This window comes from Pontimicrobium sp. MEBiC06410, from assembly GCF_053601615.1.
The window spans coordinates 78,358-100,296 of sequence record NZ_JBSHNT010000134.1 but is presented as its reverse complement, the minus strand read 5'-3'; the positions used below and the strand labels follow the sequence as shown (position 1 = coordinate 100,296).

Here is a 21,939-nt window from a genome sequence, read left to right as displayed (position 1 = left end):
CCTTTAACTGCCAAAAAGAAGACGATACTTTACAAGTACAACAAACAGCATTAAAAAGTAATGTTAACATTTCTAGGCTTAACACTAAAGCCATTGAAAACGATAAAAACTTAATGCGCATAATAAATAAAGCAGAAACTAAACGCATAGAAAGCAAAGCCAATAAAACTGTTTACAATGCACAATACGACTTTACCATTAATACCAATTATGCTAAAGTAATAACAAATAGTAACGGATTAAAAAACTACACCTTTGGCGTTTACAGAACAGAGAATAATGGGGTATTAGAAAACCTATTATTACAAGAACAGGAAGACCACAGTTTTAAAGTCTCTTTAGTACAATATAACATAACACCAAACGAGCGTAATGCATTAGCAAGCCGAGAGATTGTTGATGTAGAGGATAAAATTACGTATATCACGCTAGAAGATATTTCAGACACTATTTTCGATAAAGTAAACTCCGATGCCGAAACCTGTACCGTGTACTCTTACGAATGGGAAGCAGGAAATTTGTGTGATAGCGGACAACATGATTACGCAGATGGAGCAGCTTGCGATTATTGGAGTAATCCAAATCAAGCTGCAACTAGTGGGGGTTGGGTTTTAACCTCTAACGAAACCTCTTGTGGAGATGGCGGTGGTAGTACAAATACAGATAGCAACCCCAACAGCAACCCAAACGGTTCTAACCAAACCACTAGTAATGGTGGAGGTATAGAGCCAAGTACTACTCCTGTATTGTGCCCAGGCTGTCCAGTTATTAGTGAAGAAGATGAAGTATGCTTAAACTCTTTACAAGAATTAACTAATTTTACACCAGAAATGTCTACTTGGTTGCAATCTCAATCACAAACCTTAGTTAATCAAATTGAACAGGTACTACAAGAAGGTGGTTGTAACGAAGAATCTCAACAACAAGCTATAAATGATATATATGTATTAATAGCTAACCCAGATGCCAATCCTTTTTTAAGAGCAGATTGCCGAAGTTTTGAGTTTGCGAAACCACCGGGAGCACTTCAAAGAAGTTGTGCTGTAACTAATTTTAATAATACTTTTTATACGGCAGGCATTAGACCTAATGGGAGTCCTTATTATGGAGATATTACCGTACCTATAGACTTAATATATTTTACAATGCCTGCATGGATGACAAATAGTCAAGCAGCTAATCTTACAGCACTTGCTGTAAATAATGCAATGGATGCGGGAGAAGCATACTTTATTAGCAATCCAGATATTACTGCCCTACAATTAAAAATACATTTTTTAGAAGTGTTAGAGTATCAATTATCCCTTATTGGTGGGTCTTTTAGCTATAATGCGCCTTTTGCTATACCTAGCCCAGCTCCATATTTAAAGGCTCTTATAGGAGTGAGTGCCCCGTATGATTGTTAATTGTATCTCTTTTTCAATTAAATTATTATCATTATTTTTAGCGTAAATACATATCATATTATGTATAACTAAACAATAAATTATTACTATGATTAAATTTTTATTTATATTATTAATTTATAATATAAACAACAGTATGGATAACATAGAGTTTGAGAAATTTTTAGGGAAAGATTTTTTAGTTTTTGAAGAGACTATAAGGTACGATTTTAAAAAATATGTTGAAGAAGGGACATATTACCTCATAAGTTTTAATGAAACAAAGAAGTTTTACAATTTGCCTTACAGGACGTTATCTGTACAAAAAAATGAAAAGAATACAATTAAAGCTATTACTATTATTTCTAGTGAAATTATAAACCGTAAAATTTTTGATTTAATTAATGCCCAATATGGAAAACCTAACATTATTCAAGTAATAGCTAATAGAACCCTCGAAAATGAAACTATTAGTAAAGATGAAAATGGAAATAGCATAGATAGTGCAAAAAAATACTCATTGGACTTAAAAGACGGAAAATTCGAGGATAACCCTTTTTTAATTGTTTGGGAAAACAAGGAATATCAAATACAAGCTTTGTTAAATCAAAAACAAGGTAGAAGTTCAATCAAGTTTAGTAAAGTAGATTGAAAATTTATAAGTTTTAAAGATGTTCTAATCAAGCTAACCAATACTATTACAATTGTCGTGAAGAATTATAAGAAAATCAAACTATATAAAAGATGAAAAAATACTTAATATATATACCATTAGCCTTAATTTTAATTATTCAATTTTATGATAAAAATGGAGATTATCGTATTCTTCAATATATACTATTAGGTTTAATGATAATAGCATTTATAGCCAAAGTTTTTATTAAAAAGCGACAACATCAAAATTAATATTTATTGCATCTTCTTTGATATAAAAAAGCTTCAAATATAGTTTGAGGCTTTTTTGTTAGAAGTTAATAACAATATCTAATGCATCTTTGTAGACTTATGTGTAAAGTTTTTAAAGACCAAAACATTGTCTTATAACTAGATAAAGAACTCAATTAAAAGAAAAAAGATTCTTTAAAATAAAATTAACGCCATTAAAAGAAACTTCAAATTATGTTTAATAAACAATAAGTTTGTGTACATAATTCTCATAATATTACTTCTATTTAATTTATAAGAGACATAGAGAATAAAGTAATAACCAAGAATAATTTATAGCGATGCCCTAGATCGTTAAAAAAAAGAAACAGCTTCAATAATAATTATTGAAGCTGTTTTATTAGAAGTTAATAACGCTATCTAATGCATCATCTGTAGACTTGTATTAACCTCTAATCAGGAAAGTTGTGGTAATGGCGGTGGTAGCACAGGTTATACCGATGGTAACCCAAACGGTAATCCAGGCGGAAACCAAAGCGGTGGTTATGGTAGTAATGGAACTAATACTAATACTACAGTAGAGCCAAGTACTACTCCTGTATTGTGTCCAGACTGTCCTCTTATTAGTGAGGAAGATGAGGAAGATTGTTCAGATATAACACCACCTGCTGAATTAATTTCTATGATGAACACTGTTCTAGGAGAGGGTAATTATGAGATAGGTTGCCCACACCCAGAAGGAGAAATAGGATTAACCACTGTAGAGGAATTAGAGGAATTAAAAGACAGCGTAGTAGGATATCACGAATCAGACGAGACAGAAGATGAAGAACCTAACGACCAAAACGAGGTAATAACAAGATATGTTTTTACTACTGGTTTAGTAAAGTATATTGTTCGTGTAAAGCACAAGTTAGGTCAAGATTATGTTACTTTTTCTGATTATGAGGTTTTAAATGTTACAGCATCAGCAAATTTAATGATGTTAAATTCTCCTTTACACAGTTACGAGATTACATCATTTAGTTTACAAGATTTTGCTGTAAGTAGAGAATCATACGAGACAACAGTTACAGTTTATACTAATACAGTTACAAAAACTACCGTAGCAGGATCATCTACAACATACGGAGGAGATCAAATATTCGTGTTAAAAATGAACGCCACAGATGGAAGTAAAATTGGCAAAGGTACTATGAATGGAGACTAAATCATTTTAACTATATTGTAGAAATATACAGAAGCACATCTTATGAAAAGAACATTAATTTTAATCTTGTTTATTCTATTAAACGGTTGTACGTCGCTTAAGACCTCTAAAATTCTCAGTAATGAACAAAAACTAAAAGTATTACAAACTGAATTGAATTTAACAAATAACGAATTTAATACTTTAAAGAATGACGATTCTATTATTAATCAAGCATATAAAACTCTTAAATACAAAGTAAATAAGTTAGATATAAATAAAAACTTAGATTCTTTTTTTGCTAAAAAATATACAAGACATCAAACATTCGTTGCTTTAATTTTAAACCGTGTAACTAAAGATACACCGTTCTACAACATTAATATTGAAGTTAACAAAGGAGAAAAAGAACCTTTTACACCAGAAAAAGAAAGAGAACTAAGGAAGTTTTTTATCAAACAAGCTCAGTCTTTTGAAAAATCTGGAGGTCAATGGGTTACTGACACCTCTTTAATTAATTCCAGACGAAGAAACGAACCAGACTCTATTTATCGTATTAAATTAAAAAAACACATAAAAAGAAAAGATTCTTTATACAAAGCTAAAATGAAAATAGAAGATCCTGAACGATATTACAGGCTAATAGAACTTAACAGAGTAAGAGATTCTTTAATAAGATTAAAACAAAAAGATTCTTTAAATTAACACAATAGCCCTTTCCCTAAAGGGCTTATTTATTAAAAATATATGTATGGAATACCCTATAATCTATACATAATTCTCATAATATTACTTCTATTAAATTTTATTTGTCTCTTATATTTAATTTATAAAAGGCGTAGAGAATAAAGTAATAACCAAGAATAATTTATAGCGATGCCCTAAATCGTTAAAAAAAAGAAACAGCTTCAATAATTATTATTGAGGCTGTTTTTAGAATAAATAATCCTTTCTATGATTTAAATTATTATTAATACTATTAACTTTAAACACAAACAGCAATTTTATGGATAACATAGCCTTTGAGAAATTTTTAGGAAAAGATTTTTTAGTTTTTAAAGAGGTTATAAGATACGATTTTAAAAAATATATTGAAGAAGGAACATATTACCTCATAAGCTTTAATGAGACAAAAGAGTTCTACGGTTTACCTTACAGGACATTATCTGTACAAAAAAACGAAAACAATATTATTAAAGCCATTACTATTGTTTCTAGTGAAATTATAACTCGTGAAATTTTTGATTTGCCACCTTGCCAAACTCCTAGTGATGAATTAGGAATCACGTCTATTGAAGATTTAGAAGCATTAAAAAACAGTATTTTTGGTACGTTTGAAGTGGATTTAACAATAGAAGATGACCCCACAGATAATCAAAATCAAAAAATAGCAAAATTTGAATTTGGTTCTTTTTTAACTGATTTTTCTGTTAGAGTTAAACAACAGTTAGGAACAGACTATATTGGCTTTTCTGATTATGAAGTTTTAAATGTTACATCCTCTGCTAATTTAACATCACTTACACCTCCTTTCGCAAATATACAGCTTAGTTATACTCAACAGGATTATGCTATTAGTAGGGAGTCTTATGTTTCAACAGTAACAATGTATTCAAATTCAACAGTTTCAGGAAAATTATTTGGCTATGATTTTTCTAAAGGTGGAGATCAAATATTTATACTTAAAATGAATGCTACAGATGGCAGTAAAATTAGTGGAACAATGAATGGGAACTAATTATTTTTTATAACTATATTATAAAATATTTATTGATTTTTCTTTTATGAACAAAAATATAATCTTTATATCATTATTACTTTTAACTAGTTGTACTCTTTTAAAATCATCTAAAAAGATAAATAACAAACAAAAATTAAAAGTACTAAAAAAAGAATTAAGCTTAACACAAGTCGAATACAAAGCGTTAAAAAACGATGATTCAATTATAAATGAAGCTTATAAAACGTTAAAGGACACCGTAGATATAGCTAAAATCAATAAGCGTTTAGACTCTTTTTTTGCTAAAAAATATACAAGAAAAGCGACTTGCGTATCTTTGATTTTAGAAAGAGCAAATAAAGGACTTGCATTTGATTTTGAATTTACAGGAGAAGTAGATAAAAATGATACTACGACTTATAACCCTAATATTGAAAAAGAACTAAAAAAGCTTTTTAATAGTTATGAAAATTCTATAATAGATGCAGGTTTTGAAATGATAACAGACACCTCGATTACTAATTCTATTCATAATAATGATTCAGATTCTTTACATTTAATTAAATTAAAAAAGTATATAAGAAAGAAAGATTCTTTAAAAAAAATAAGCAAGAAAGACTCACTTTAATTAATACTTATAGTTTATGCATTTTTTTCAATTGAATATTTTTTTAGATTTTAAACAATCACATTATATATGAAAAAAAATATAGTATTAATTCTAATTCTTTTTTTAACAAGCTGTAGTCTTTTTAAACCTTCTAATGAGTTGTCTAATAGGTATAAGCTTAAAGTTCTTAAATCCAAATTAAATTTAACAAATCTCGAATATAAAACTTTAAAAAATGATGAATTGATTATTAATGAGGCTTATAAAACTTTAATAGATACTGTAGAAGTTTCTAAAATTAATAATCGTTTAGATTCTTTTTTTGCTAAAAAGTATTCGAGAGGTAAAACTCATGTAGCTTTAATTATGGAAAGAGTACATAAAGGTCGAGAAGTTGGTTTTCAATTCACAGGAGAAGAAACAAAAGATTCTTTAGGATCCTTTACCCCAGAAATGGAAAAACAATTAAGACAATATTTTCTTCAATTGGATAAGGCTATGGAAAGAGCAGGCGGAAAATGGGTAAAAGATACCACTCTTTTAAAATCAAAATCTAAATAATAATAGATTAACTTTTAAAATTATGTTTAACAAACAAGATAAGTTTGTGTGCATAATTCTCATAATATTACTTCTATTAAATTTTATTTGTCTCTTATACTTAATCTACAAGAGAAATAAAGTAACAACTAAGAATAATTATAGCGATGCCCTAGATCGTTAAAAAAAGAAACAGCTTCAATAATTATTATTGAAGCTGTTTTTAGAAATTTCACAAAGCTTTAACACCTTTAACAGTATTAAAAAACTAGTAAATCTGGACTAATTTTTGTATATTTAAGTATAACCTTTAAACACAGTAACATTATGTCAGACTCAAATTATATAAAAGTATTCACAGGAAATTTTATTATTGTTCAATTAATTAAAGATCGTCTTTTAAATATAGATATTAGTCCTATTATTAAAGATGATTCAGAATCGGGAAGACTCGCTGGTTTTGGTTCTGCTTCTCAAGGTTTACAGGAGTTATATGTGCATGAAAACGAAATAGACAAAGCTGTTGAAATAGTAGAAAGTGTTCGCTCTGAAATGGAAACGGCTTAACGTATTTATTATTTTCTGTTAAGAATAGTAAACGTAAAAAAGAGGTTCTCTTAAAAGTTTTAAAAACGTCATTCTGAATTCATTTCAGAATCTCATTAAACATAGTTTTCAATTGTTATGAGAAACCGAAATTGGTTCGGTTTGACGAGAATTTGACTTTTTAGACAGCCTCTTTTTTATACTAGAGCAAATACTGTTCGTTTCTTAAACAGTATACATTTGTTCTCTTAATTCTTTTATCTTAGGGTCTTGCATATAATCATCGAATGTTGCAAACCTATCTATAACACCATTTGGTGTTAGCTCTACTACTCTATTTCCCACAGTTTGCGCAAACTCATGATCATGTGTAGAAAATATAACTGTGCCTTTAAAATTCTTTAATGAGTTATTAAATGCTGTAATACTCTCTAAATCTAAGTGGTTTGTAGGTTCGTCTAATTGTAACACATTTGCTCTCATCATCATCATACGAGATAACATACAACGTACTTTTTCTCCTCCAGATAATACAGACGACTTTTTAAAGGCCTCTTCTCCACTAAAAATCATCTTACCAAGAAAACCGCGAATGTTAACTTCTTCTCTTTCCTCCTCTGTTGTTGCCCACTGACGTAACCAATCGATTAATGTTAATTCGTTATTAAAAAACTCACTGTTATCCAATGGTAAGTACGATTGTGTTGTTGTAACACCCCAAGCAAATTTTCCAGCGTCTGCTTTTTCTTTTCCATTTAGTATTTGGTAAAATGCTGTTGTTGCTCTAGAGTCTCTAGAAAATAAAACAACCTTATCTCCTTTATTTAAGTTTAAATCAATGTTTTTAAACAGCACTTCTCCATCTACAGATGCACTTAAGCCTTCAACATTTAAAATTTGATCGCCAGCTTCTCTATCACGCTCAAAAATTATAGCAGGGTAACGACGCGATGTTGGTTTTATATCATCGATGTTTAACTTGTCTATCATTTTCTTTCTACTTGTTGCTTGTTTACTTTTTGCAACATTGGCTGAGAAACGACGTATAAATTCTTCTAATTCTTTTTTCTTTTCTTCTGCTTTTTTGTTTTGTTGTGCGCGTTGTCTTGCTGCTAATTGAGAAGACTCGTACCAAAAGGTATAGTTACCAGAGAAGTGATTAATTTTTCCGAAATCGATATCACTAATATGCGTACAAACTGCATCTAGAAAGTGTCTATCGTGCGAAACTACTATGACACAGTTATCGTAATTGGCTAAAAAGTTTTCTAACCAACCAATAGTTTCATAATCTAAATCGTTGGTAGGCTCATCCATTATTAAAACATCTGGATTACCAAAAAGTGCTTGTGCTAATAATACACGTACTTTTTGCTTACCATCTAAATCTACCATTAATGTATAGTGCAAATCCTCTTTAATACCAAGGTTAGATAGCATGGCTGCAGCATCACTATCTGCATTCCAACCATTCATTTCTTCAAATTGTACTTGAAGTTCTCCTATTTTTTCTGCATTTTCATCTGTATAGTCTGCATATAAAGCATCTATTTCAGATTTAATTTTAAATAACGGTTGGTTTCCTTTTATTACAGTCTCTAGTACAGTATCTTCATCATGCTTATTATGGTTTTGCTCTAACACAGACATTCGCTTTCCTGCTTCTAAATGTACGTGTCCAGAGGTCGCCTCCATTTTTCCAGATATTATTTTTAAAAAGGTAGACTTCCCAGCACCATTGGCACCAATAATACCGTAACAATTTCCGTTATTAAAAGTTGTATTTACTTCATCGAAAAGTACACGTTTACCGAATTGTACAGATAGGTTTGAAACTGATAACATTATTTGTATTTTAATTTTTTGCAAAAGTAAAAAATAACTTCCAATATCTCGAACAAATCCTATTTTATAATCTACTCTTTACTATACTAAAAACAGACTTACTTATTTACAATAATTTACCTTATGTATTTATATTATAAATATTTATGAAAAAATATTTCAATTTAACAACGCATTAACACCAAAACAAAGTTTCAAAACATATTTTTGTTATAACTAACTATAAACATTTACCCAGTTTACTAAATGAATTTTAAGTCTATATATATACTACTCTTAACTTCGCTTGCGCTTTTTACTTGTAAGAAAGAAGAAGACACATGTAAGCAAACCAAGGCTTTTATAGGTGGTGAAATTATAAACCCTAACTCTGATCATTTATTATTAATAAAATCTAGAGAAGTTATAGATACAATAACTTTAGATAGCAATAATAGATTTGCGTACGAATTAACAGACTTTACTCCTGGTTTATATAATTTTTACGATGGGCACGAAACACAGTTTATCCTTATTCAACCTAAAGACAGTTTATTATTTAGGATAAATACTATAGAATTTGATGAATCGTTAGTTTATACAGGTATTGGTGCTAAGGAAAACAACTACCTAATAGATCTTTTTCTTGAAACTGAACGTGAAGAGGACGAAAAGAAAATTTTAACTATTAGCCAATTAGACCCTGAGCCTTTTGAAGAAAAACTAAAGGTTATTAGAGATGAAAAGTTAGCGAAATTAAAAAAATTTAAAGCTAAGCATAAAACAACCAAACTTTTTAATGCTATTGCCGAAGCAAATATTAACTACAATTATTATTCTAGAAAAGAGTTTTATCCTTTTGCCAATTATAGAAAGTCCGAATTAGACATTTTTAATAGTCTTCCTGACGATTTTTACGATTACAGAAAAACTGTAGATTATAATAATGAAATATTAGAAGATTACCCTCCTTATACCAATTTCTTAAAATTCCATGTTACAAATATTGCGTTTCAAACGCATATGGAACATTCCGATGAAAAAGAATACAACGAATATTCTGTAGATTATAATTTAGATAAGCTAAAGATTATAAATGAGCGTATAGGTAACGAATTCCAAAAAAACAGATTATTATATTATACGATGATACATTTTGTAGATATTTCTAAAAGTGATCATGGTTATGATGAATTATTTAACTCTTTTAAAGAAAAATGTACCAACGAGTACTTAAAACGCAATGTTGCAAGAACTGTAAATGTTTATAAGCGTTTAAGTCCTGGTTATAAAATACCTTCTGTTACTTTATTAGATAAAAATGATAAAGAAGTTAATTTAACTAGTTTAATTAATAAACCTACTGTTATTTATTTTTGGGCAGCAAAGAGTAAGGTTCAAATTATAAGTTCTCATAAAAGGGCAGAACAACTTAAAATTAAATATCCTGAGGTAGATTTCCTTGCTATAAATATAGATTCTATTAGTTACTTGGAGCAAGCCAGTATTTTAAATCATTTTGGAGTAAAAAATAAAGACAGAGAGTTTCGTTTTAAGTTCCCCAAAAAATCAAAAGAGGTTTTGTCTATTAGGCCAATTTCTAAGATTTTTTTAGTAGATGAAAATAAACGTATTATTAATCCTAAAGCGAATATGTTTACTATAAGTTTTGAGCAAGAACTATTGGGGCTTCTTAATAAAGAGGACTTAATTGTAAATACCTTAAATTAAAAAGTTATTTTTACATTTAACTTTTTCAATAACTCTTATTTTATTAAATCTCTACACTAACGAATGAATCAAAAATTAAATGATGTAAAGTTTAATGCTATAGCTATAATTATTGTAGAAATTATTGCATGTTCAATTACTTTTTCTGTAGATTACTCTAACATTGGTATGGCTTCGGTTATTATTAAATGGATTCCTGCTATTATAGGTGTAATAACCTTATTTATTTATTTTGCTTCAAGATTAGTTTTAAAAAAATACAATTGGTGTATTAGTTTATTAGGCATAATTATAATGCTTGTTGTCGCTATAAATATATATAATACAGATTTCTCCGAAAGTTTAAGTGTAGTACTTTAATAACTTCATTTTACTCGTTATTTTTTTAGAACTACTACTTCTATTCTTCTATTAGACAATTTATCGTCTTCGCTTTTCTCTGGAAAATATAATGGATTAGAAAACCCCATGCCTTTAGTTACAATTCTTTTAGGATCTATTCCCTTATACTTTAAATGTCTTTTAATAGCTTCAGCTCTGTTTAGTGATAAGGTTTTATTATAATCGTAACTAGTTGGTATATGAAACAGCTTCATATTCATACTCCGTTTCGTATTCGTATTTCTCTTTATTCTCAATTTCATCATAACTTCCACAACAAACATGCCCTATAATCTCAATATATAAGTTTGGATTATTTTCTAAGGTCTGTAATAAAAGTTCTAATTCAGGAAGACTAGACGGTATAATAATAGCTTTACCCAAATAAAATAAAATATTTCTTAAAACTATACTTTCTCCTATTTTTAATGTGTTTAGCTTTTTTAAGTAGTTTTCGGGAGAGGTTTGTAACTTAATATCTTCTAATGTATCTGTATAACTAATATAGCATACTACTTTTCGGTCTTCTAACACTCCTTTAGGATAATTAGTACTATCCTGTCTACTATAAGTTTCTCCCATAGATATTATATTCAAAGCATCTATAGCACTATACTTCTTAACAATATTACTTACCATTTGGGCTCTTTTTAAAGCTAAAGCATCATTAAATACATTACTACCAACATAGTCTGTATAACCATATATATCTATACGTTTTATTGTTCTATTTAAAAGCTTTTGCTTTATCTTTTGTTCTGCACTAGCTGGTACTTTATATTTATTACTCTCGTAATATAAAATTAAACTATCCTTATGGATTGTATTATCTTGCGAAAATCCAAGTCTACTCGATAATATAACTATTATAGTTATTAAACATTTCAACATATTAAGTTTAGCCTTCATTTAGTAATATTAGGTACGTATTTATTCATTATTTCACATATAAAAATAATATTTTATATCGTTAATAAACGAGTTATACCATAATTATGCAATTCAAGAGTATATTTAAAAATCAGCTAATTATAATTAATCTTTTTTACTCGTTATTTTATGTCTAAATTTATGCACTTAATTATACTATATAAAGCATTACATGTCTACACTAATAATTAATATAAAAGAACTTCTACAGGTAAGAGAATCTGGACTTCAAAATGTATCGGGTAAAGCAATGCAAGAACTACCTAGCATAAAAAATGCTTACCTTTTAATAGCCCATGATACTATTATAGATTACGGTAAAATGGAAGATGCACAAGGTATTACAGCAGAAAAAACTATTGATGCTACTGGTAAAATTGTTTTACCTACTTGGTGCGACTCACACACACATATTGTATACGCTGGCAATAGGGAACAAGAATTTGTAGACCGTATAAATGGTTTAAGTTACGAAGCTATAGCAAAGCGTGGTGGTGGTATTTTAAATAGTGCTGAAACGCTACAAAACACAAGTGAAGAAGAGTTATATATACAATCTGTAGCACGTGTTAAAGCTGTTATGCAAATGGGAACAGGAGCTATAGAAATAAAGTCGGGATATGGCTTAACACCCAATGCAGAATTAAAAATGCTTAGGGTAATAAAACGTATAAAAAAAGAGTTTCCATTAAAAGTAAAAGCTACTTTTCTAGGAGCTCATGCAGTGCCTAAAGCTTATAAAGATAATAAACAAGGTTATTTAGATAGTATTATAAATGATATGTTGCCACAAATAGCTAAAGAAGAATTGGCACAATATGTAGATGTTTTTTGTGAAAAAGGCTACTTTTCTTTAGAAGATACCGAGCAAATATTAAAAGCCTCTAAAGCTTATAATCTAACACCAAAAATTCATGTTAATCAATTTAATGCCTTTGGAGGTGTTGCTTTGGCCGTAAAGTATAATGCACTTAGTGTAGACCATCTAGAAGAATTAAACCCTGATGATATTGAAGCATTAAAAAATAGTAAAACAATGCCGGTAGCTTTACCCTCATGTTCTTATTTTTTAAGTATCCCGTATACGCCAGGAAGGCAAATTATTGATGCTGGATTACCATTAGCACTAGCTACAGATTATAACCCTGGTTCTACACCTTCTGGAAATATGAACTTTGTTGTAAGCACCGCATGTATAAAAATGAAACTAACTCCTGAAGAAGCTATTAATGCTGCTACTATTAATGGAGCATATGCAATGGGAATAGCTAATGAATATGGAAGTATTACCAAAGGAAAAAAAGCAAATTTAATGATAACTAAAGCTATACCTAGTTATAATTATTTGCCTTATGCTTTTGGAGATAATCATATTGAACAGGTAATTATAAATGGAGAATGTATTTAATGTAAATTACTCTGAGGGGCTTTCTAAAGCTTGTTATACAAAAGGGTTAAAAACATTTGATGCTGTTTGTAATTATATTAAAGGGTTACCCTATGGTAGAAATTCTGATAGAAGTAATTATAACTTAGTTTTATTAGAAAATAAAGGTACTTGTTCTACTAAGCATGCCTTTTTAAAACAAATAGCTATAGAAAATAATCAACATGATGTTATGTTGTGTATAGGTATTTATAAAATGAATGAAACTAATACCAATGGTGTTGGCTCTGTATTAAAATATTATAATTTAGAGTACATTCCTGAAGCTCATACATACTTAAAGATAAAACATTCCATTTTGGATGTAACCAGAACTGTAACTTCTGAAATTACTTTTGAGAAAAGCCTATTAAAAGAAGTCTATATTATGCCTAAACAAATTGGAGATTATAAAGTTAATCTACACAAGGCTTTTTTAGAAAACTGGATTAAAATGCATCATATCCCTTATACGCTTACAGAGCTTTGGCATATTAGAGAACGTTGTATAGCTGCATTAAACCAATAAAAAAACCTGAAAGTAATAGCACTTACTTTCAGGTTTATGAAATAATTAATTAATACTTAATCTAAGTATTACCTTAAAGAAAATTGAGTACTTGTAACTAGCTCTTTTCCATTAAAAACGTTTACTTTATAAGTCCCTTTTTCAAATTTATCTTTTTTATTCTTCTTACCTATAAATTCACATATATCTAAATTATCATCTTCATAATTAAACTTACTAATTACACTATAATTTAGCGATTCTTCTCCAAATATAACTTGATCATTTGTACCTAATATGTTGTTTTTAGGATCTATAACTTGTACATAGAATTCTTTGTCACCTGTTTCTACTAATCTGTTTTTAGCTACTGTAAAACATATTCTAAGTTTATCGCTTCGTTTTGCTCTCTCTGTAGGAATTAATTTTCCAGATGTGCGCTCAATTACACCAAAGCCTTTTAAATTAACAGCATTAAGTACAGAGGCATTTTCTACAACATCTGCAAGCGCGGTATTTTGTACTAAAAGAGAATCTGTAAACATAACACGCTCTTCTAATTGTACTTTTGTACTGTCTAGCGTTGTTGCTAATAACTGATTTTCTACTTTAAGCTTATCATTTTCTTCTAGTAATACATCCATTTCTTTTTGAAGTGATAAGTATTTCTTTTTATATCTCCATAAGCTTTTAATATTAGCTTCAGATACACTCAAGGAATCTATTAAACCTTGAATACGCTCTTTTGCATCAATTAAATTTTGGTTAACAATATCACTTTCATTTATTGCTGTTTCATATTTTGCATTCATGGCAGTAAGATCTTTCATTACTGCAGCTTTTTCTTCTGTAAGTTGTAATTCTGTTTCGTCCTTATCCTTTTTTAAAGAAAAAGAAAATGCAGCTGCTCCAATAAATAGAGCTATCGCTATACCTAAGGCGACTTTTAAACCTATACTTTTTGTGTTGTTCGTCATAATTATTTGTTTTTTGGGGAAATACAATTTCTATTTTAATATTTGTTTTTTTGCATCTAAAATAAATTAAATCTGTAATTTTATTTCGTTTTAAATTAATTTAAAAATATATGGACAAACTTATTTTATTTAATGCCTCGAAAGTAAATAAAATACTTAACAAACGAGAAGGTGAAAGCAAATTTGGTGAACATATTACTTTATTGCCTCCAACCACAAACATATACGAGTCTATTAAAAATTTAGATGTCCGCTATGTCATTATTGGTTTACCAGAAGACGTAGGTGTATTCGCAAACCACGGAAAATCAGGAACTTCAAAGGCTTGGGATGCAACAATTAAAATTTTGTTAAATACGCAAAGTAATGTATTTACACATGCAAATAAAGTATTACTTCTTGGGCATTTAAATTTTGAAGAGGAGTTAAATCAACTTTCTACATTAAATCAAAATAAGTCTAAAGATATTGGTAAGGCAAGACAACTTGTAGATACCATAGATAAACAGGTAACAGATATAGTTTACAATATTGTTAGCGCAGGCAAAATACCTATACTTATTGGAGGTGGTCATAATAATGCTTATGGTAACATAAAAGGAACTTCTTTAGCTAAAAAACACGCTATTAATGCTATTAATTTTGATGCTCACACAGATTTTAGAGCACAGGAAGGAAGACATAGTGGTAATGGCTTTTCTTACGCTTATACAGAAGGTTTTTTAAATAATTATTTTGTTTTTGGTTTACATGAAAACTATACTTCTCAATCTATTATAGATGTTTTAGATTCAACAAATGCATTAGACTATAATACTTATGAGGCCATAGACATTAGAAAAGAATTAAAGTTTAAAAAAGAAATGCAACGTGCTTTACAGCATATAAAATCTAAACCCTTTGGATTAGAGATTGATTGCGATGCAATACAAAACATACCTAGTAGTGCGAAAACACCAAGCGGTTTTTCTGTTGATAAAGCAAGGCAATTTGTAAGCTATTTTGGTAATACGTCGCAAGTAAGTTATATCCATATATGTGAAGCAGCTCCTACAAAAAAAACAGCAAATCAAGTTGGTAAACTTATAAGTTATTTAATCACAGATTTTATTAGAAGTAATATTAAGTATTAGAACGTGTTTTTTCGCCTAAAAAACTAAAATACAATGTTTTGACTAGAGTTTTAACTTACAAACAATACATTTCATCGTGTTTTTATGTTTTTCATCGATATTTTAATTTTATTTTTTGTATCATTGTATTGTTTATGGTATTTGCCATAAATTTACGGTGTAAATGAAACATAAAATAAACTTTTAAGTCCCTAGAAAGAAACATTTGCTATTATATTTTGGTTGATTAGAAAGCATTCTTAAATCATACACACAAATTAGATCACCCTAAATCTATTATGCGATGTATATAAAGAATGCTTTTTTATATAATCAATCGGCCTCTGCTCTATTTTACACAAAATTGTTATTAGAACTCATCTTGATTTTTCTATTTTTTTAAAAATGGTTCAAATTCGCCCACATTTTGTTATTTTTTCACTCACAGCTATCACTATAATTTTCAAAAAGTATCACATCTATAGAGACGTTTTTGCTCCTTATCATCTTGGTAAAAGCTAAGAAGTCAAAATAAATTCATTTCAAAAAAAACATTAAAATTGTTTTTATATCGTTCTATTTTTACTAATTTTACATAAGTACTTATATAAATACATATATTAATGGATGCACTAAGAGGTTTTGGAGAATTAGGTTTGGGGTCTAGATTAAAAAGACTAAGTGATTATTTAATGAAAGAAACACAGATAGTGTACGATTTTTTTAAAATAGACTTTGATCCCTATTTATTTCCTGTTTTTAAAATTATATCCAATAAAAAGGGAGTTACAAATACCGAAATAAAAAATACTCTAAACTTATCGCAACCGGCAATAACGCAATCTATAAATAAGCTTATAAAAAAAGACTTAGTCATTATAAAAAGTGATGAGGTAGATAAACGCAAGAAAATTGTTTTGTTATCTAAAAAAGGAGTTTTATTAATCCAAAAGCTAAAGCCGCTTTGGAATTGTATAGATACAGTTATTAAAGATTATACATTAACAAGTTCTTGCTCTTTAATAGAACATTTAAATACTCTTGAAGACAAATTAAATACTCAAAGTTTTAGTAAAACTATAATTGAAATGGTAGAAACAAACACACAGAAAGACTTAAATATTATAAACTTTAAACCTGAATACTCTAAATTCTTTTATAATTTAAATATAGAGTGGTTAAAAACCTATTTTTATGTGGAACCGTTTGATGAAGAAGTTTTAAGCAAACCTAGCAAATATATTATAGATAAAGGTGGCTATATCTTTTTCTACAAACTAAATGATATAATTGTTGGCACTGTTGCTTTAATGCCTATTGATGGTGAAGAAAATGGCTACGAATTAACAAAAATGGCTGTTTCTCCTGAACACAGAGGTCATAAAATAGGGCAAAAATTAATGCAACATTGTATAGATTTTGCAAAACAGCATCAGTTTAGCAAACTTTTACTGTATTCTAGTACAATTTTAGAAAATGCCATTTATATATATAGAAAGTATGGTTTTATAGAAGTCCCTCTGGAAAAAGATAATCATTACGAACGCAGTAATATTAAAATGGAATATCCTTTATAATTAACAGTTAATTTGCTGTAAGGTAATTATCTAAATCGTTACAATAGGCTTCTTCTTTAGCGCAAAGTACACTAGCAGTTTCTATAATTAATTGTTTTAGTTTTTCATTCTCTGGATAAATTTTGTAGGCTAACTTAAATTCGGAATAAGCACCTAAAACGTTATTATTATGTAATCTACTTATTCCAGATTCCATTAAAAACCGAAATGCAATATTATTATCAATGGCTTTACGTATATCCATTAATTCATTGTGTTCTTTTTGGTATTTGACAAAGTGGTTTCTTTCAATAAAAAAGAAACAACTTATTATTAGTACTATTAAAAGTATTAAAGCTCCTTTTTGTTGGCTTTTCTCTTTTTCATTTTTCTTCAATGTAAATTTTCTCGAATAGCCTTGAAGCGGCACAAACGAAGTTATATTAGAAATTTTATATGGTTTTTTAGGCCTCTTTCTATGCACTCTATTATCCATTCCAAATCCCATTAACCCCATAATAATTCCTTTATTTATAGGTCTGTAAACAATAGATAATGTTACATAATTTAAACCGTTTTTAGTGTTTGTTTAGCTTGCTCGATAATGACTTCTGGATAGTTGTATAATTCCATTATTTTAATAGCATTACGCGTTGTTAGCTTTCCTTTTTTTAGTTTATGATCAAACACTAAATTGGTTTTATTAATATCTTCACAAAAGTGAAATAACTCGTAATTTTCTTTCTTTAATAACTCGGTTAATTCTATATCGTGAGTGGATACAAAAACGATATTATTTCCTTTATTTAAATACGATAAAATACCTTGTCCTCCAGAAATGCGCTCTGCTGTATTAGTCCCTTTAAAAATTTCATCTAAAACAAATAAACATGGGGGCTCTTCTTGTGATGCATCTATTAACGTTTTTAATGTAAGTACTTCTTCTAGGTAATAACTGGTATTTTCAAACAAATCATCAGTTATACGTATGGATGAATATACTTTAAAAAATGGTGCTTTATACGCTTTAGCAAAACAAAGGTTTAAGGTTTGTGCCAAAATACTATTTACTGCTACAGTTCTAATAAAAGTAGTTTTTCCAGACATGTTAGAGCCTGTAAGTAACATGCTTTTGTTATTTAATTCTAAATTATTAGGAATACAATTTTTAATTAATGGATGTATTATCTTTTCTGTGCTTATTTTTTTACTCTTTATAAACTCTGGGGTACATAATGTTACATCACTGCTTTTTAATGAGGCAGTAGAAATGGCAGCATCTATTTCTCCTATAAATAAAAATAAGGCTTCTATACTTTGTTTTTCACTCTTTATATCGTCTAGGAAACTATTAAATAAAATATATTCAATATTAAATAGAATTTTAAACGATTCTATCATCATCCATATTGCAAATATATACTCATTACTTAAATCTACATTAAAGCCTAAAAACTCTGTTTTTAGCTTTATCCTTTCTATCTTCTTTAAAAATGGAAAGGTATTATAGTGCGCTTTTATTTCTTTAAATTTTGCAAGGTTTTTTGCTACTTCAAGCGCCCTAGATATTTGGTTTATTCCACTTAAATAATGGTTTATATTGTTTTTATTACTAAAATGTAAAATGAGATTCGTAATAAAAATAGGTACTATAAAAAGAAAACTTATTGGATAATAAAACCCGAGGCCAATTAATAACAGTGTAACGACAGTTAAAGAATAGGCTAACCATAATAATTTAGGTTTCTCAATTTTATCTTCATGTATTAAACGTTCTAAATCGTAAGCATTACGTGTATTTAATTTAGAGAGTTCTAATTGGCTTTCTATTCTTATATTTTTATTTCGAAGAAAAACTGTTGTTAACTTATCAAAAGCTAATAAGTCTTTAATATTACCTATTGTTCTTAATTTAAAATAAAGGTATTGCTGTCCTATTCTAGAAGTAGTTCTATCTATAAATTTAAAGATCTCATTTATGTCTAAATCCTGGTGAGTTTTGTCTGAAATGAGATGAAAGGCTTCGCCTTTGTGTTCATTATTATTGAAATATTCTCCAATAATATCAAAATTATAGTAGCTTTCCGTTTTAGGTTTCCCCCATTCTTTTAATAACCTATGTTTAAGCTTTACTAGCTTTCTTTTTTTTGAGCGATTATTTAATAAGAAAATAATAATTAAAACTATACAGACACCTAGTATCCAATTCATATTTTAAGATGCTTTTTTTAATAAAAGAGAGGTGCAGTTAACATACTCACCTCTATTTATTAATAGGTCTTAATATAATAATGTTTGTTACAAAAAACAGTTTACTTATTAACCACAATTATTTAATCCAGTAAGCATACTTATATAGAAATAGAGATATTGAAAAAAAGACACCTATACCTAGTGCAATACTATTAAGCACTAATAAATGACCTCTTTTTATTTTAAAATGATTAGTACAAAGTGATTCTCTATTCAAAAAATAAATAATAGTAGTAATGAATAATATAATTACAATAAAAAATAAGATATATTCAAATTCTTGAAAATTTTTAAATAAACCTATAAAAAGATTAAATACTAAAAAATAAAAATATTGAGCTATTAATATCCATCCAATTTTGTTTTTAAACAATAGTCCCAAAAGAGGTATAAGCAAGAATAAAGGAGCTCTAATAGAGTCAAATATTATTTTAATATTAAACATAAAATCAGGATCATTTTCTAATTTCATTTTTAATACATCTAATCCTTCATTTTTATTATAGAATAAACTAGAATATAACGAAGCACAAAATAGTCCAGTAATAATTATACTTAAAAGCCAATATGGTTTAGCTTTCATTTATTCTTTGCTAGACTTTATAGAATCTATTTTACGTTGCAGTTTTAAAATCTCATCTTCTTCTCTAGCCTTTTTTATAGAGTCTATTTTATTTTGTAATACCTGTATTGCTTCATCTTCTCCTCCACTAGCTTTTAAGGCTTCTAATTTTGTAGAGTCTATTGCAATAGTATTATCTGTTGTTTGACCAAATTCTATAGTTTTAGTTTCTTCAACAAAATACTCTCCAATACCTTCACTAGAGCGCCAGGCTTCATTTAATTGATCGTAAACACTTTTTTCCCATTGACTTGGGTGTTTTACATCTATCCAAACGACATCTCTGTACTCACTATCTACCAATACTAAATCTGGAGTTGCAGAGCCATCAAATTGCCCAGAGTCTTTATCATTTATCGCAGAAACGGTTCCTAAAAAGAATAAGCGTTTACGTCCAGCAATATTTTTTATATATGGCCTAAATTCTACAGGAGTATTTGCTGTCCAATCATATTCTTTTCTAGATTCTTTAACTTTTAAAGGCATTGCAGATACACCGGCATAGCCTTGCTTTTTAGAGGCATGGTCATAATAATACAGTTTATCTGTTCCATCTGCAGGAATAAATACGCTATAGGTTAAACTGGTTCGCTCATCTCCTACCGGCTCTAAACCAAACCAGTGGTATAAACCATTGTAAGCACCTATACCTGTGTCTGAAAAATTAAAATCGGTTACAAAAGGCTGTTCGTTTTGATCTTTAGATAAATCAGGAATTTTTACAGCTGTTTTCATATTCCATGGTAACGGATCGCTAAAACCTCCTAAAAACTTTAAAGATTCGGCTTGTAAGCGAGAAATTTTTTCTGCTACAGTATTTTGGCGTGTTAAATATGGATGGTTTTTCATTTCTTCAGGACTAATGTAGGTTCCTTTTCCTATTGCTACACGCTCTAAATAATCTTTAAAATAATGTGCTCCATTATCTATAACCATAACCCCTCCAAAGGTTGGATATGGAAAGAAAAAGCCTTTCCATTTTATTAAACTTACGACTTCTACCCATTGCCCTGTATCGTTTTTCATGTAATAGGTATCACTAGGCTCATAGTTAAATAACATCCATGGATTAAAACGCTGTACTACTGCATTATAGGTGTTTCTACTAAATTTTAAAGATTCTCCTATTGAAAAGGTTACTGGTATACGATTATCGCTAGAAAATCTAGGAAACGGTGTTGTACTAGATACCGCAAAGACTTCCTCGGTATTATCATTCATAGCTTGCCACGCATACTTTTCGCTTGGTTGTATGGCCATTGTCCACTTATTTTCGTCGTCTACACGTACTAAGTGCGGTAATGAGACATCTTTAGTCTCTCCTACACTTTCGTTAGCCATTGAAAATATGTTTCGTAAGGGTTGTATGCGTTCATTTTGTGTTAATGGTAATTCGTTTATTTCTACACGGTTTAAATCATTAAACACATTATATGTTTTCATATAATCGTACATTTTAAAATGCCATCCTACAAAATATAGAAGTCCAAAAAACACTAATAAAATTCCTAAAATTCCTAATCGCCTTCCTGTAGATGCTGTCTTTCTAAATTTTCTTAATCCAAAAAATAATACTATAGCACATAATAATATTATAAAAATAAATTTTCTAATAAACAGTAATGCCGGTTGGTAATCGTCTCTTAAAAAGAATAGCGCAATAATTAATACTAACGATAATAGTATAATTATTCGTTTTTGTTTTCCGCCTTTATTCCAGTATTTTTTTAACATTGAAACTGTA

The 21,939-nt window shown here is 28.8% G+C and carries 24 protein-coding genes; 15 read left to right on the top strand and 9 right to left on the bottom strand.

Features of this window, described 5'->3' with window-relative positions; all coding sequences use genetic code 11:
• The 3 genes from ACVC08_RS03455 to ACVC08_RS03445 form a co-directional block, all read left to right on the top strand.
• Positions 1-1,406 (top strand): hypothetical protein (locus ACVC08_RS03455; protein ID WP_452601001.1); only part of this gene is annotated, 1,406 nt, incomplete at its 5' end.
• A gap of 88 nt (positions 1,407-1,494) precedes the next feature.
• Positions 1,495-2,037: a hypothetical protein gene (locus tag ACVC08_RS03450; protein WP_452601000.1), complete on the top strand. Its 543-nt coding sequence runs from the start codon at positions 1,495-1,497 to the stop codon at positions 2,035-2,037.
• A 92-nt stretch (positions 2,038-2,129) separates the two neighbouring features.
• A complete protein-coding gene (locus ACVC08_RS03445; protein ID WP_452600999.1) occupies positions 2,130-2,291 on the top strand; it encodes a hypothetical protein in 162 nt (53 codons plus the stop codon).
• Between the two features lie 522 nt (positions 2,292-2,813).
• On the opposite strand, the gene ACVC08_RS03440 is transcribed toward ACVC08_RS03445, so the two are convergent.
• Positions 2,814-2,963, bottom strand: coding sequence for a hypothetical protein (locus tag ACVC08_RS03440; RefSeq protein ID WP_452600998.1), 150 nt, complete (start codon positions 2,961-2,963; stop codon positions 2,814-2,816).
• Between ACVC08_RS03440 and ACVC08_RS03435 the strand changes: the two genes are divergently transcribed.
• The 6 genes from ACVC08_RS03435 to ACVC08_RS03410 all read left to right on the top strand — a co-directional run bounded on the left by ACVC08_RS03435 (position 2,953) and on the right by ACVC08_RS03410 (position 6,896).
• Complete coding sequence (locus ACVC08_RS03435; protein ID WP_452600997.1) at positions 2,953-3,480, top strand: hypothetical protein; 528 nt, start codon at positions 2,953-2,955, stop codon at positions 3,478-3,480. The two genes, ACVC08_RS03440 and ACVC08_RS03435, sit on opposite strands and share 11 nt — an antisense overlap.
• A 42-nt stretch (positions 3,481-3,522) precedes the next feature.
• The gene (locus tag ACVC08_RS03430; RefSeq protein ID WP_452600995.1) at positions 3,523-4,164 is read left to right on the top strand and encodes a hypothetical protein; all 642 of its coding nucleotides are present in this window, start codon (positions 3,523-3,525) and stop codon (positions 4,162-4,164) included.
• Positions 4,165-4,465: 301 nt separating this feature from the next.
• Positions 4,466-5,197 carry a hypothetical protein gene (locus ACVC08_RS03425; protein ID WP_452599376.1) on the top strand — a complete coding sequence of 244 codons (732 nt, stop codon included), beginning with the start codon at positions 4,466-4,468 and terminating at the stop codon, positions 5,195-5,197.
• Positions 5,198-5,243: 46 nt separating this feature from the next.
• Entirely contained in the window at positions 5,244-5,807 is a 564-nt protein-coding gene (locus ACVC08_RS03420; RefSeq protein WP_452599377.1) for a hypothetical protein, read from the top strand.
• A gap of 69 nt (positions 5,808-5,876) precedes the next feature.
• Positions 5,877-6,350 (top strand): hypothetical protein, encoded by a 474-nt coding sequence (locus ACVC08_RS03415; protein ID WP_452600994.1) that lies wholly within the window; start codon positions 5,877-5,879, stop codon positions 6,348-6,350.
• A gap of 306 nt (positions 6,351-6,656) precedes the next feature.
• Positions 6,657-6,896 (top strand): DUF2007 domain-containing protein, encoded by a 240-nt coding sequence (locus tag ACVC08_RS03410; protein WP_452599379.1) that lies wholly within the window; start codon positions 6,657-6,659, stop codon positions 6,894-6,896.
• 204 nt (positions 6,897-7,100) lie between these two features.
• On the opposite strand, the gene ACVC08_RS03405 is transcribed toward ACVC08_RS03410, so the two are convergent.
• Positions 7,101-8,720: an ABC-F family ATP-binding cassette domain-containing protein gene (locus ACVC08_RS03405; protein ID WP_452600993.1), complete on the bottom strand. Its 1,620-nt coding sequence runs from the start codon at positions 8,718-8,720 to the stop codon at positions 7,101-7,103.
• Positions 8,721-8,966: 246 nt separating this feature from the next.
• Here ACVC08_RS03405 and ACVC08_RS03400 point away from each other — a divergent pair, with 246 nt between their 5' ends.
• The gene (locus ACVC08_RS03400; RefSeq protein ID WP_452600992.1) at positions 8,967-10,430 is read left to right on the top strand and encodes a TlpA family protein disulfide reductase; all 1,464 of its coding nucleotides are present in this window, start codon (positions 8,967-8,969) and stop codon (positions 10,428-10,430) included.
• A 63-nt stretch (positions 10,431-10,493) separates the two neighbouring features.
• Positions 10,494-10,790, top strand: a complete 297-nt coding sequence (locus ACVC08_RS03395; protein WP_452597870.1) for a hypothetical protein — start codon at positions 10,494-10,496, stop codon at positions 10,788-10,790.
• A gap of 17 nt (positions 10,791-10,807) precedes the next feature.
• Here ACVC08_RS03395 and ACVC08_RS03390 read toward each other — a convergent pair whose 3' ends face one another.
• Both ACVC08_RS03390 and ACVC08_RS03385 read right to left on the bottom strand, forming a co-directional pair.
• Complete coding sequence (locus ACVC08_RS03390) at positions 10,808-11,026, bottom strand: OmpA family protein (protein WP_452600991.1); 219 nt, start codon at positions 11,024-11,026, stop codon at positions 10,808-10,810.
• On the bottom strand, positions 11,001-11,720 hold the full coding sequence (locus ACVC08_RS03385; RefSeq protein WP_452600990.1) for an OmpA family protein: 720 nt from the start codon (positions 11,718-11,720) through the stop codon (positions 11,001-11,003). Before ACVC08_RS03385 ends, ACVC08_RS03390 begins: the two co-directional genes overlap by 26 nt.
• 193 nt (positions 11,721-11,913) lie before the next feature.
• On the opposite strand from ACVC08_RS03385, the gene hutI reads away from it, so the two are divergent.
• Positions 11,914-13,149, top strand: coding sequence for an imidazolonepropionase (gene hutI / locus ACVC08_RS03380; RefSeq protein ID WP_452600989.1), 1,236 nt, complete (start codon positions 11,914-11,916; stop codon positions 13,147-13,149).
• Positions 13,133-13,696 carry a hypothetical protein gene (locus tag ACVC08_RS03375; protein ID WP_452597867.1) on the top strand — a complete coding sequence of 188 codons (564 nt, stop codon included), beginning with the start codon at positions 13,133-13,135 and terminating at the stop codon, positions 13,694-13,696. Before hutI ends, ACVC08_RS03375 begins: the two co-directional genes overlap by 17 nt.
• A gap of 68 nt (positions 13,697-13,764) precedes the next feature.
• Here the strand turns inward: ACVC08_RS03375 and ACVC08_RS03370 are convergent, their stop codons facing one another.
• The gene (locus ACVC08_RS03370) at positions 13,765-14,652 is read right to left on the bottom strand and encodes a chromosome partitioning protein ParA (RefSeq protein WP_452600988.1); all 888 of its coding nucleotides are present in this window, start codon (positions 14,650-14,652) and stop codon (positions 13,765-13,767) included.
• Between the two features lie 110 nt (positions 14,653-14,762).
• On the opposite strand from ACVC08_RS03370, the gene ACVC08_RS03365 reads away from it, so the two are divergent.
• Both ACVC08_RS03365 and ACVC08_RS03360 read left to right on the top strand, forming a co-directional pair.
• Positions 14,763-15,785, top strand: a complete 1,023-nt coding sequence (locus tag ACVC08_RS03365; protein WP_452600987.1) for a formimidoylglutamase — start codon at positions 14,763-14,765, stop codon at positions 15,783-15,785.
• Positions 15,786-16,387: 602 nt separating this feature from the next.
• Positions 16,388-17,341, top strand: coding sequence for a bifunctional helix-turn-helix transcriptional regulator/GNAT family N-acetyltransferase (locus tag ACVC08_RS03360; RefSeq protein WP_452600986.1), 954 nt, complete (start codon positions 16,388-16,390; stop codon positions 17,339-17,341).
• 7 nt (positions 17,342-17,348) lie between these two features.
• Here the strand turns inward: ACVC08_RS03360 and ACVC08_RS03355 are convergent, their stop codons facing one another.
• The 4 genes from ACVC08_RS03355 to ACVC08_RS03340 all read right to left on the bottom strand — a co-directional run bounded on the left by ACVC08_RS03355 (position 17,349) and on the right by ACVC08_RS03340 (position 21,929).
• Positions 17,349-17,837 (bottom strand): hypothetical protein, encoded by a 489-nt coding sequence (locus ACVC08_RS03355; RefSeq protein WP_452600985.1) that lies wholly within the window; start codon positions 17,835-17,837, stop codon positions 17,349-17,351.
• Positions 17,838-17,887: 50 nt separating this feature from the next.
• Complete coding sequence (locus tag ACVC08_RS03350; RefSeq protein WP_452600984.1) at positions 17,888-19,531, bottom strand: MutS-related protein; 1,644 nt, start codon at positions 19,529-19,531, stop codon at positions 17,888-17,890.
• 118 nt (positions 19,532-19,649) lie between these two features.
• Positions 19,650-20,156 carry a hypothetical protein gene (locus ACVC08_RS03345; RefSeq protein ID WP_452600983.1) on the bottom strand — a complete coding sequence of 169 codons (507 nt, stop codon included), beginning with the start codon at positions 20,154-20,156 and terminating at the stop codon, positions 19,650-19,652.
• On the bottom strand, positions 20,157-21,929 hold the full coding sequence (locus tag ACVC08_RS03340; protein ID WP_452600982.1) for a hypothetical protein: 1,773 nt from the start codon (positions 21,927-21,929) through the stop codon (positions 20,157-20,159).
• Between the last annotated feature and the right edge of the window lie 10 nt (positions 21,930-21,939).

What these genes read in the sequence shown, in the direction of transcription:
- ACVC08_RS03450 (WP_452601000.1), top strand. Translation starts at nt 1,495, where the DNA reads ATGATTAAATTTTTATTTATATTATTAATTTATAATATAAACAACAGT.
- ACVC08_RS03445 (WP_452600999.1), top strand. Translation starts at nt 2,130, where the DNA reads ATGAAAAAATACTTAATATATATACCATTAGCCTTAATTTTAATTATT.
- ACVC08_RS03435 (WP_452600997.1), top strand. Translation starts at nt 2,953, where the DNA reads ATGATGAACACTGTTCTAGGAGAGGGTAATTATGAGATAGGTTGCCCA.
- ACVC08_RS03430 (WP_452600995.1), top strand. Translation starts at nt 3,523, where the DNA reads ATGAAAAGAACATTAATTTTAATCTTGTTTATTCTATTAAACGGTTGT.
- ACVC08_RS03425 (WP_452599376.1), top strand. Translation starts at nt 4,466, where the DNA reads ATGGATAACATAGCCTTTGAGAAATTTTTAGGAAAAGATTTTTTAGTT.
- ACVC08_RS03420 (WP_452599377.1), top strand. Translation starts at nt 5,244, where the DNA reads ATGAACAAAAATATAATCTTTATATCATTATTACTTTTAACTAGTTGT.
- ACVC08_RS03415 (WP_452600994.1), top strand. Translation starts at nt 5,877, where the DNA reads ATGAAAAAAAATATAGTATTAATTCTAATTCTTTTTTTAACAAGCTGT.
- ACVC08_RS03410 (WP_452599379.1), top strand. Translation starts at nt 6,657, where the DNA reads ATGTCAGACTCAAATTATATAAAAGTATTCACAGGAAATTTTATTATT.
- ACVC08_RS03405 (WP_452600993.1), bottom strand. Translation starts at nt 8,720, where the DNA reads ATGTTATCAGTTTCAAACCTATCTGTACAATTCGGTAAACGTGTACTT.
- ACVC08_RS03400 (WP_452600992.1), top strand. Translation starts at nt 8,967, where the DNA reads ATGAATTTTAAGTCTATATATATACTACTCTTAACTTCGCTTGCGCTT.
- ACVC08_RS03395 (WP_452597870.1), top strand. Translation starts at nt 10,494, where the DNA reads ATGAATCAAAAATTAAATGATGTAAAGTTTAATGCTATAGCTATAATT.
- ACVC08_RS03390 (WP_452600991.1), bottom strand. Translation starts at nt 11,026, where the DNA reads ATGAAGCTGTTTCATATACCAACTAGTTACGATTATAATAAAACCTTA.
- ACVC08_RS03385 (WP_452600990.1), bottom strand. Translation starts at nt 11,720, where the DNA reads ATGAAGGCTAAACTTAATATGTTGAAATGTTTAATAACTATAATAGTT.
- hutI (WP_452600989.1), top strand. Translation starts at nt 11,914, where the DNA reads ATGTCTACACTAATAATTAATATAAAAGAACTTCTACAGGTAAGAGAA.
- ACVC08_RS03375 (WP_452597867.1), top strand. Translation starts at nt 13,133, where the DNA reads ATGGAGAATGTATTTAATGTAAATTACTCTGAGGGGCTTTCTAAAGCT.
- ACVC08_RS03370 (WP_452600988.1), bottom strand. Translation starts at nt 14,652, where the DNA reads ATGACGAACAACACAAAAAGTATAGGTTTAAAAGTCGCCTTAGGTATA.
- ACVC08_RS03365 (WP_452600987.1), top strand. Translation starts at nt 14,763, where the DNA reads ATGGACAAACTTATTTTATTTAATGCCTCGAAAGTAAATAAAATACTT.
- ACVC08_RS03360 (WP_452600986.1), top strand. Translation starts at nt 16,388, where the DNA reads ATGGATGCACTAAGAGGTTTTGGAGAATTAGGTTTGGGGTCTAGATTA.
- ACVC08_RS03355 (WP_452600985.1), bottom strand. Translation starts at nt 17,837, where the DNA reads ATGGGGTTAATGGGATTTGGAATGGATAATAGAGTGCATAGAAAGAGG.
- ACVC08_RS03350 (WP_452600984.1), bottom strand. Translation starts at nt 19,531, where the DNA reads ATGAATTGGATACTAGGTGTCTGTATAGTTTTAATTATTATTTTCTTA.
- ACVC08_RS03345 (WP_452600983.1), bottom strand. Translation starts at nt 20,156, where the DNA reads ATGAAAGCTAAACCATATTGGCTTTTAAGTATAATTATTACTGGACTA.
- ACVC08_RS03340 (WP_452600982.1), bottom strand. Translation starts at nt 21,929, where the DNA reads ATGTTAAAAAAATACTGGAATAAAGGCGGAAAACAAAAACGAATAATT.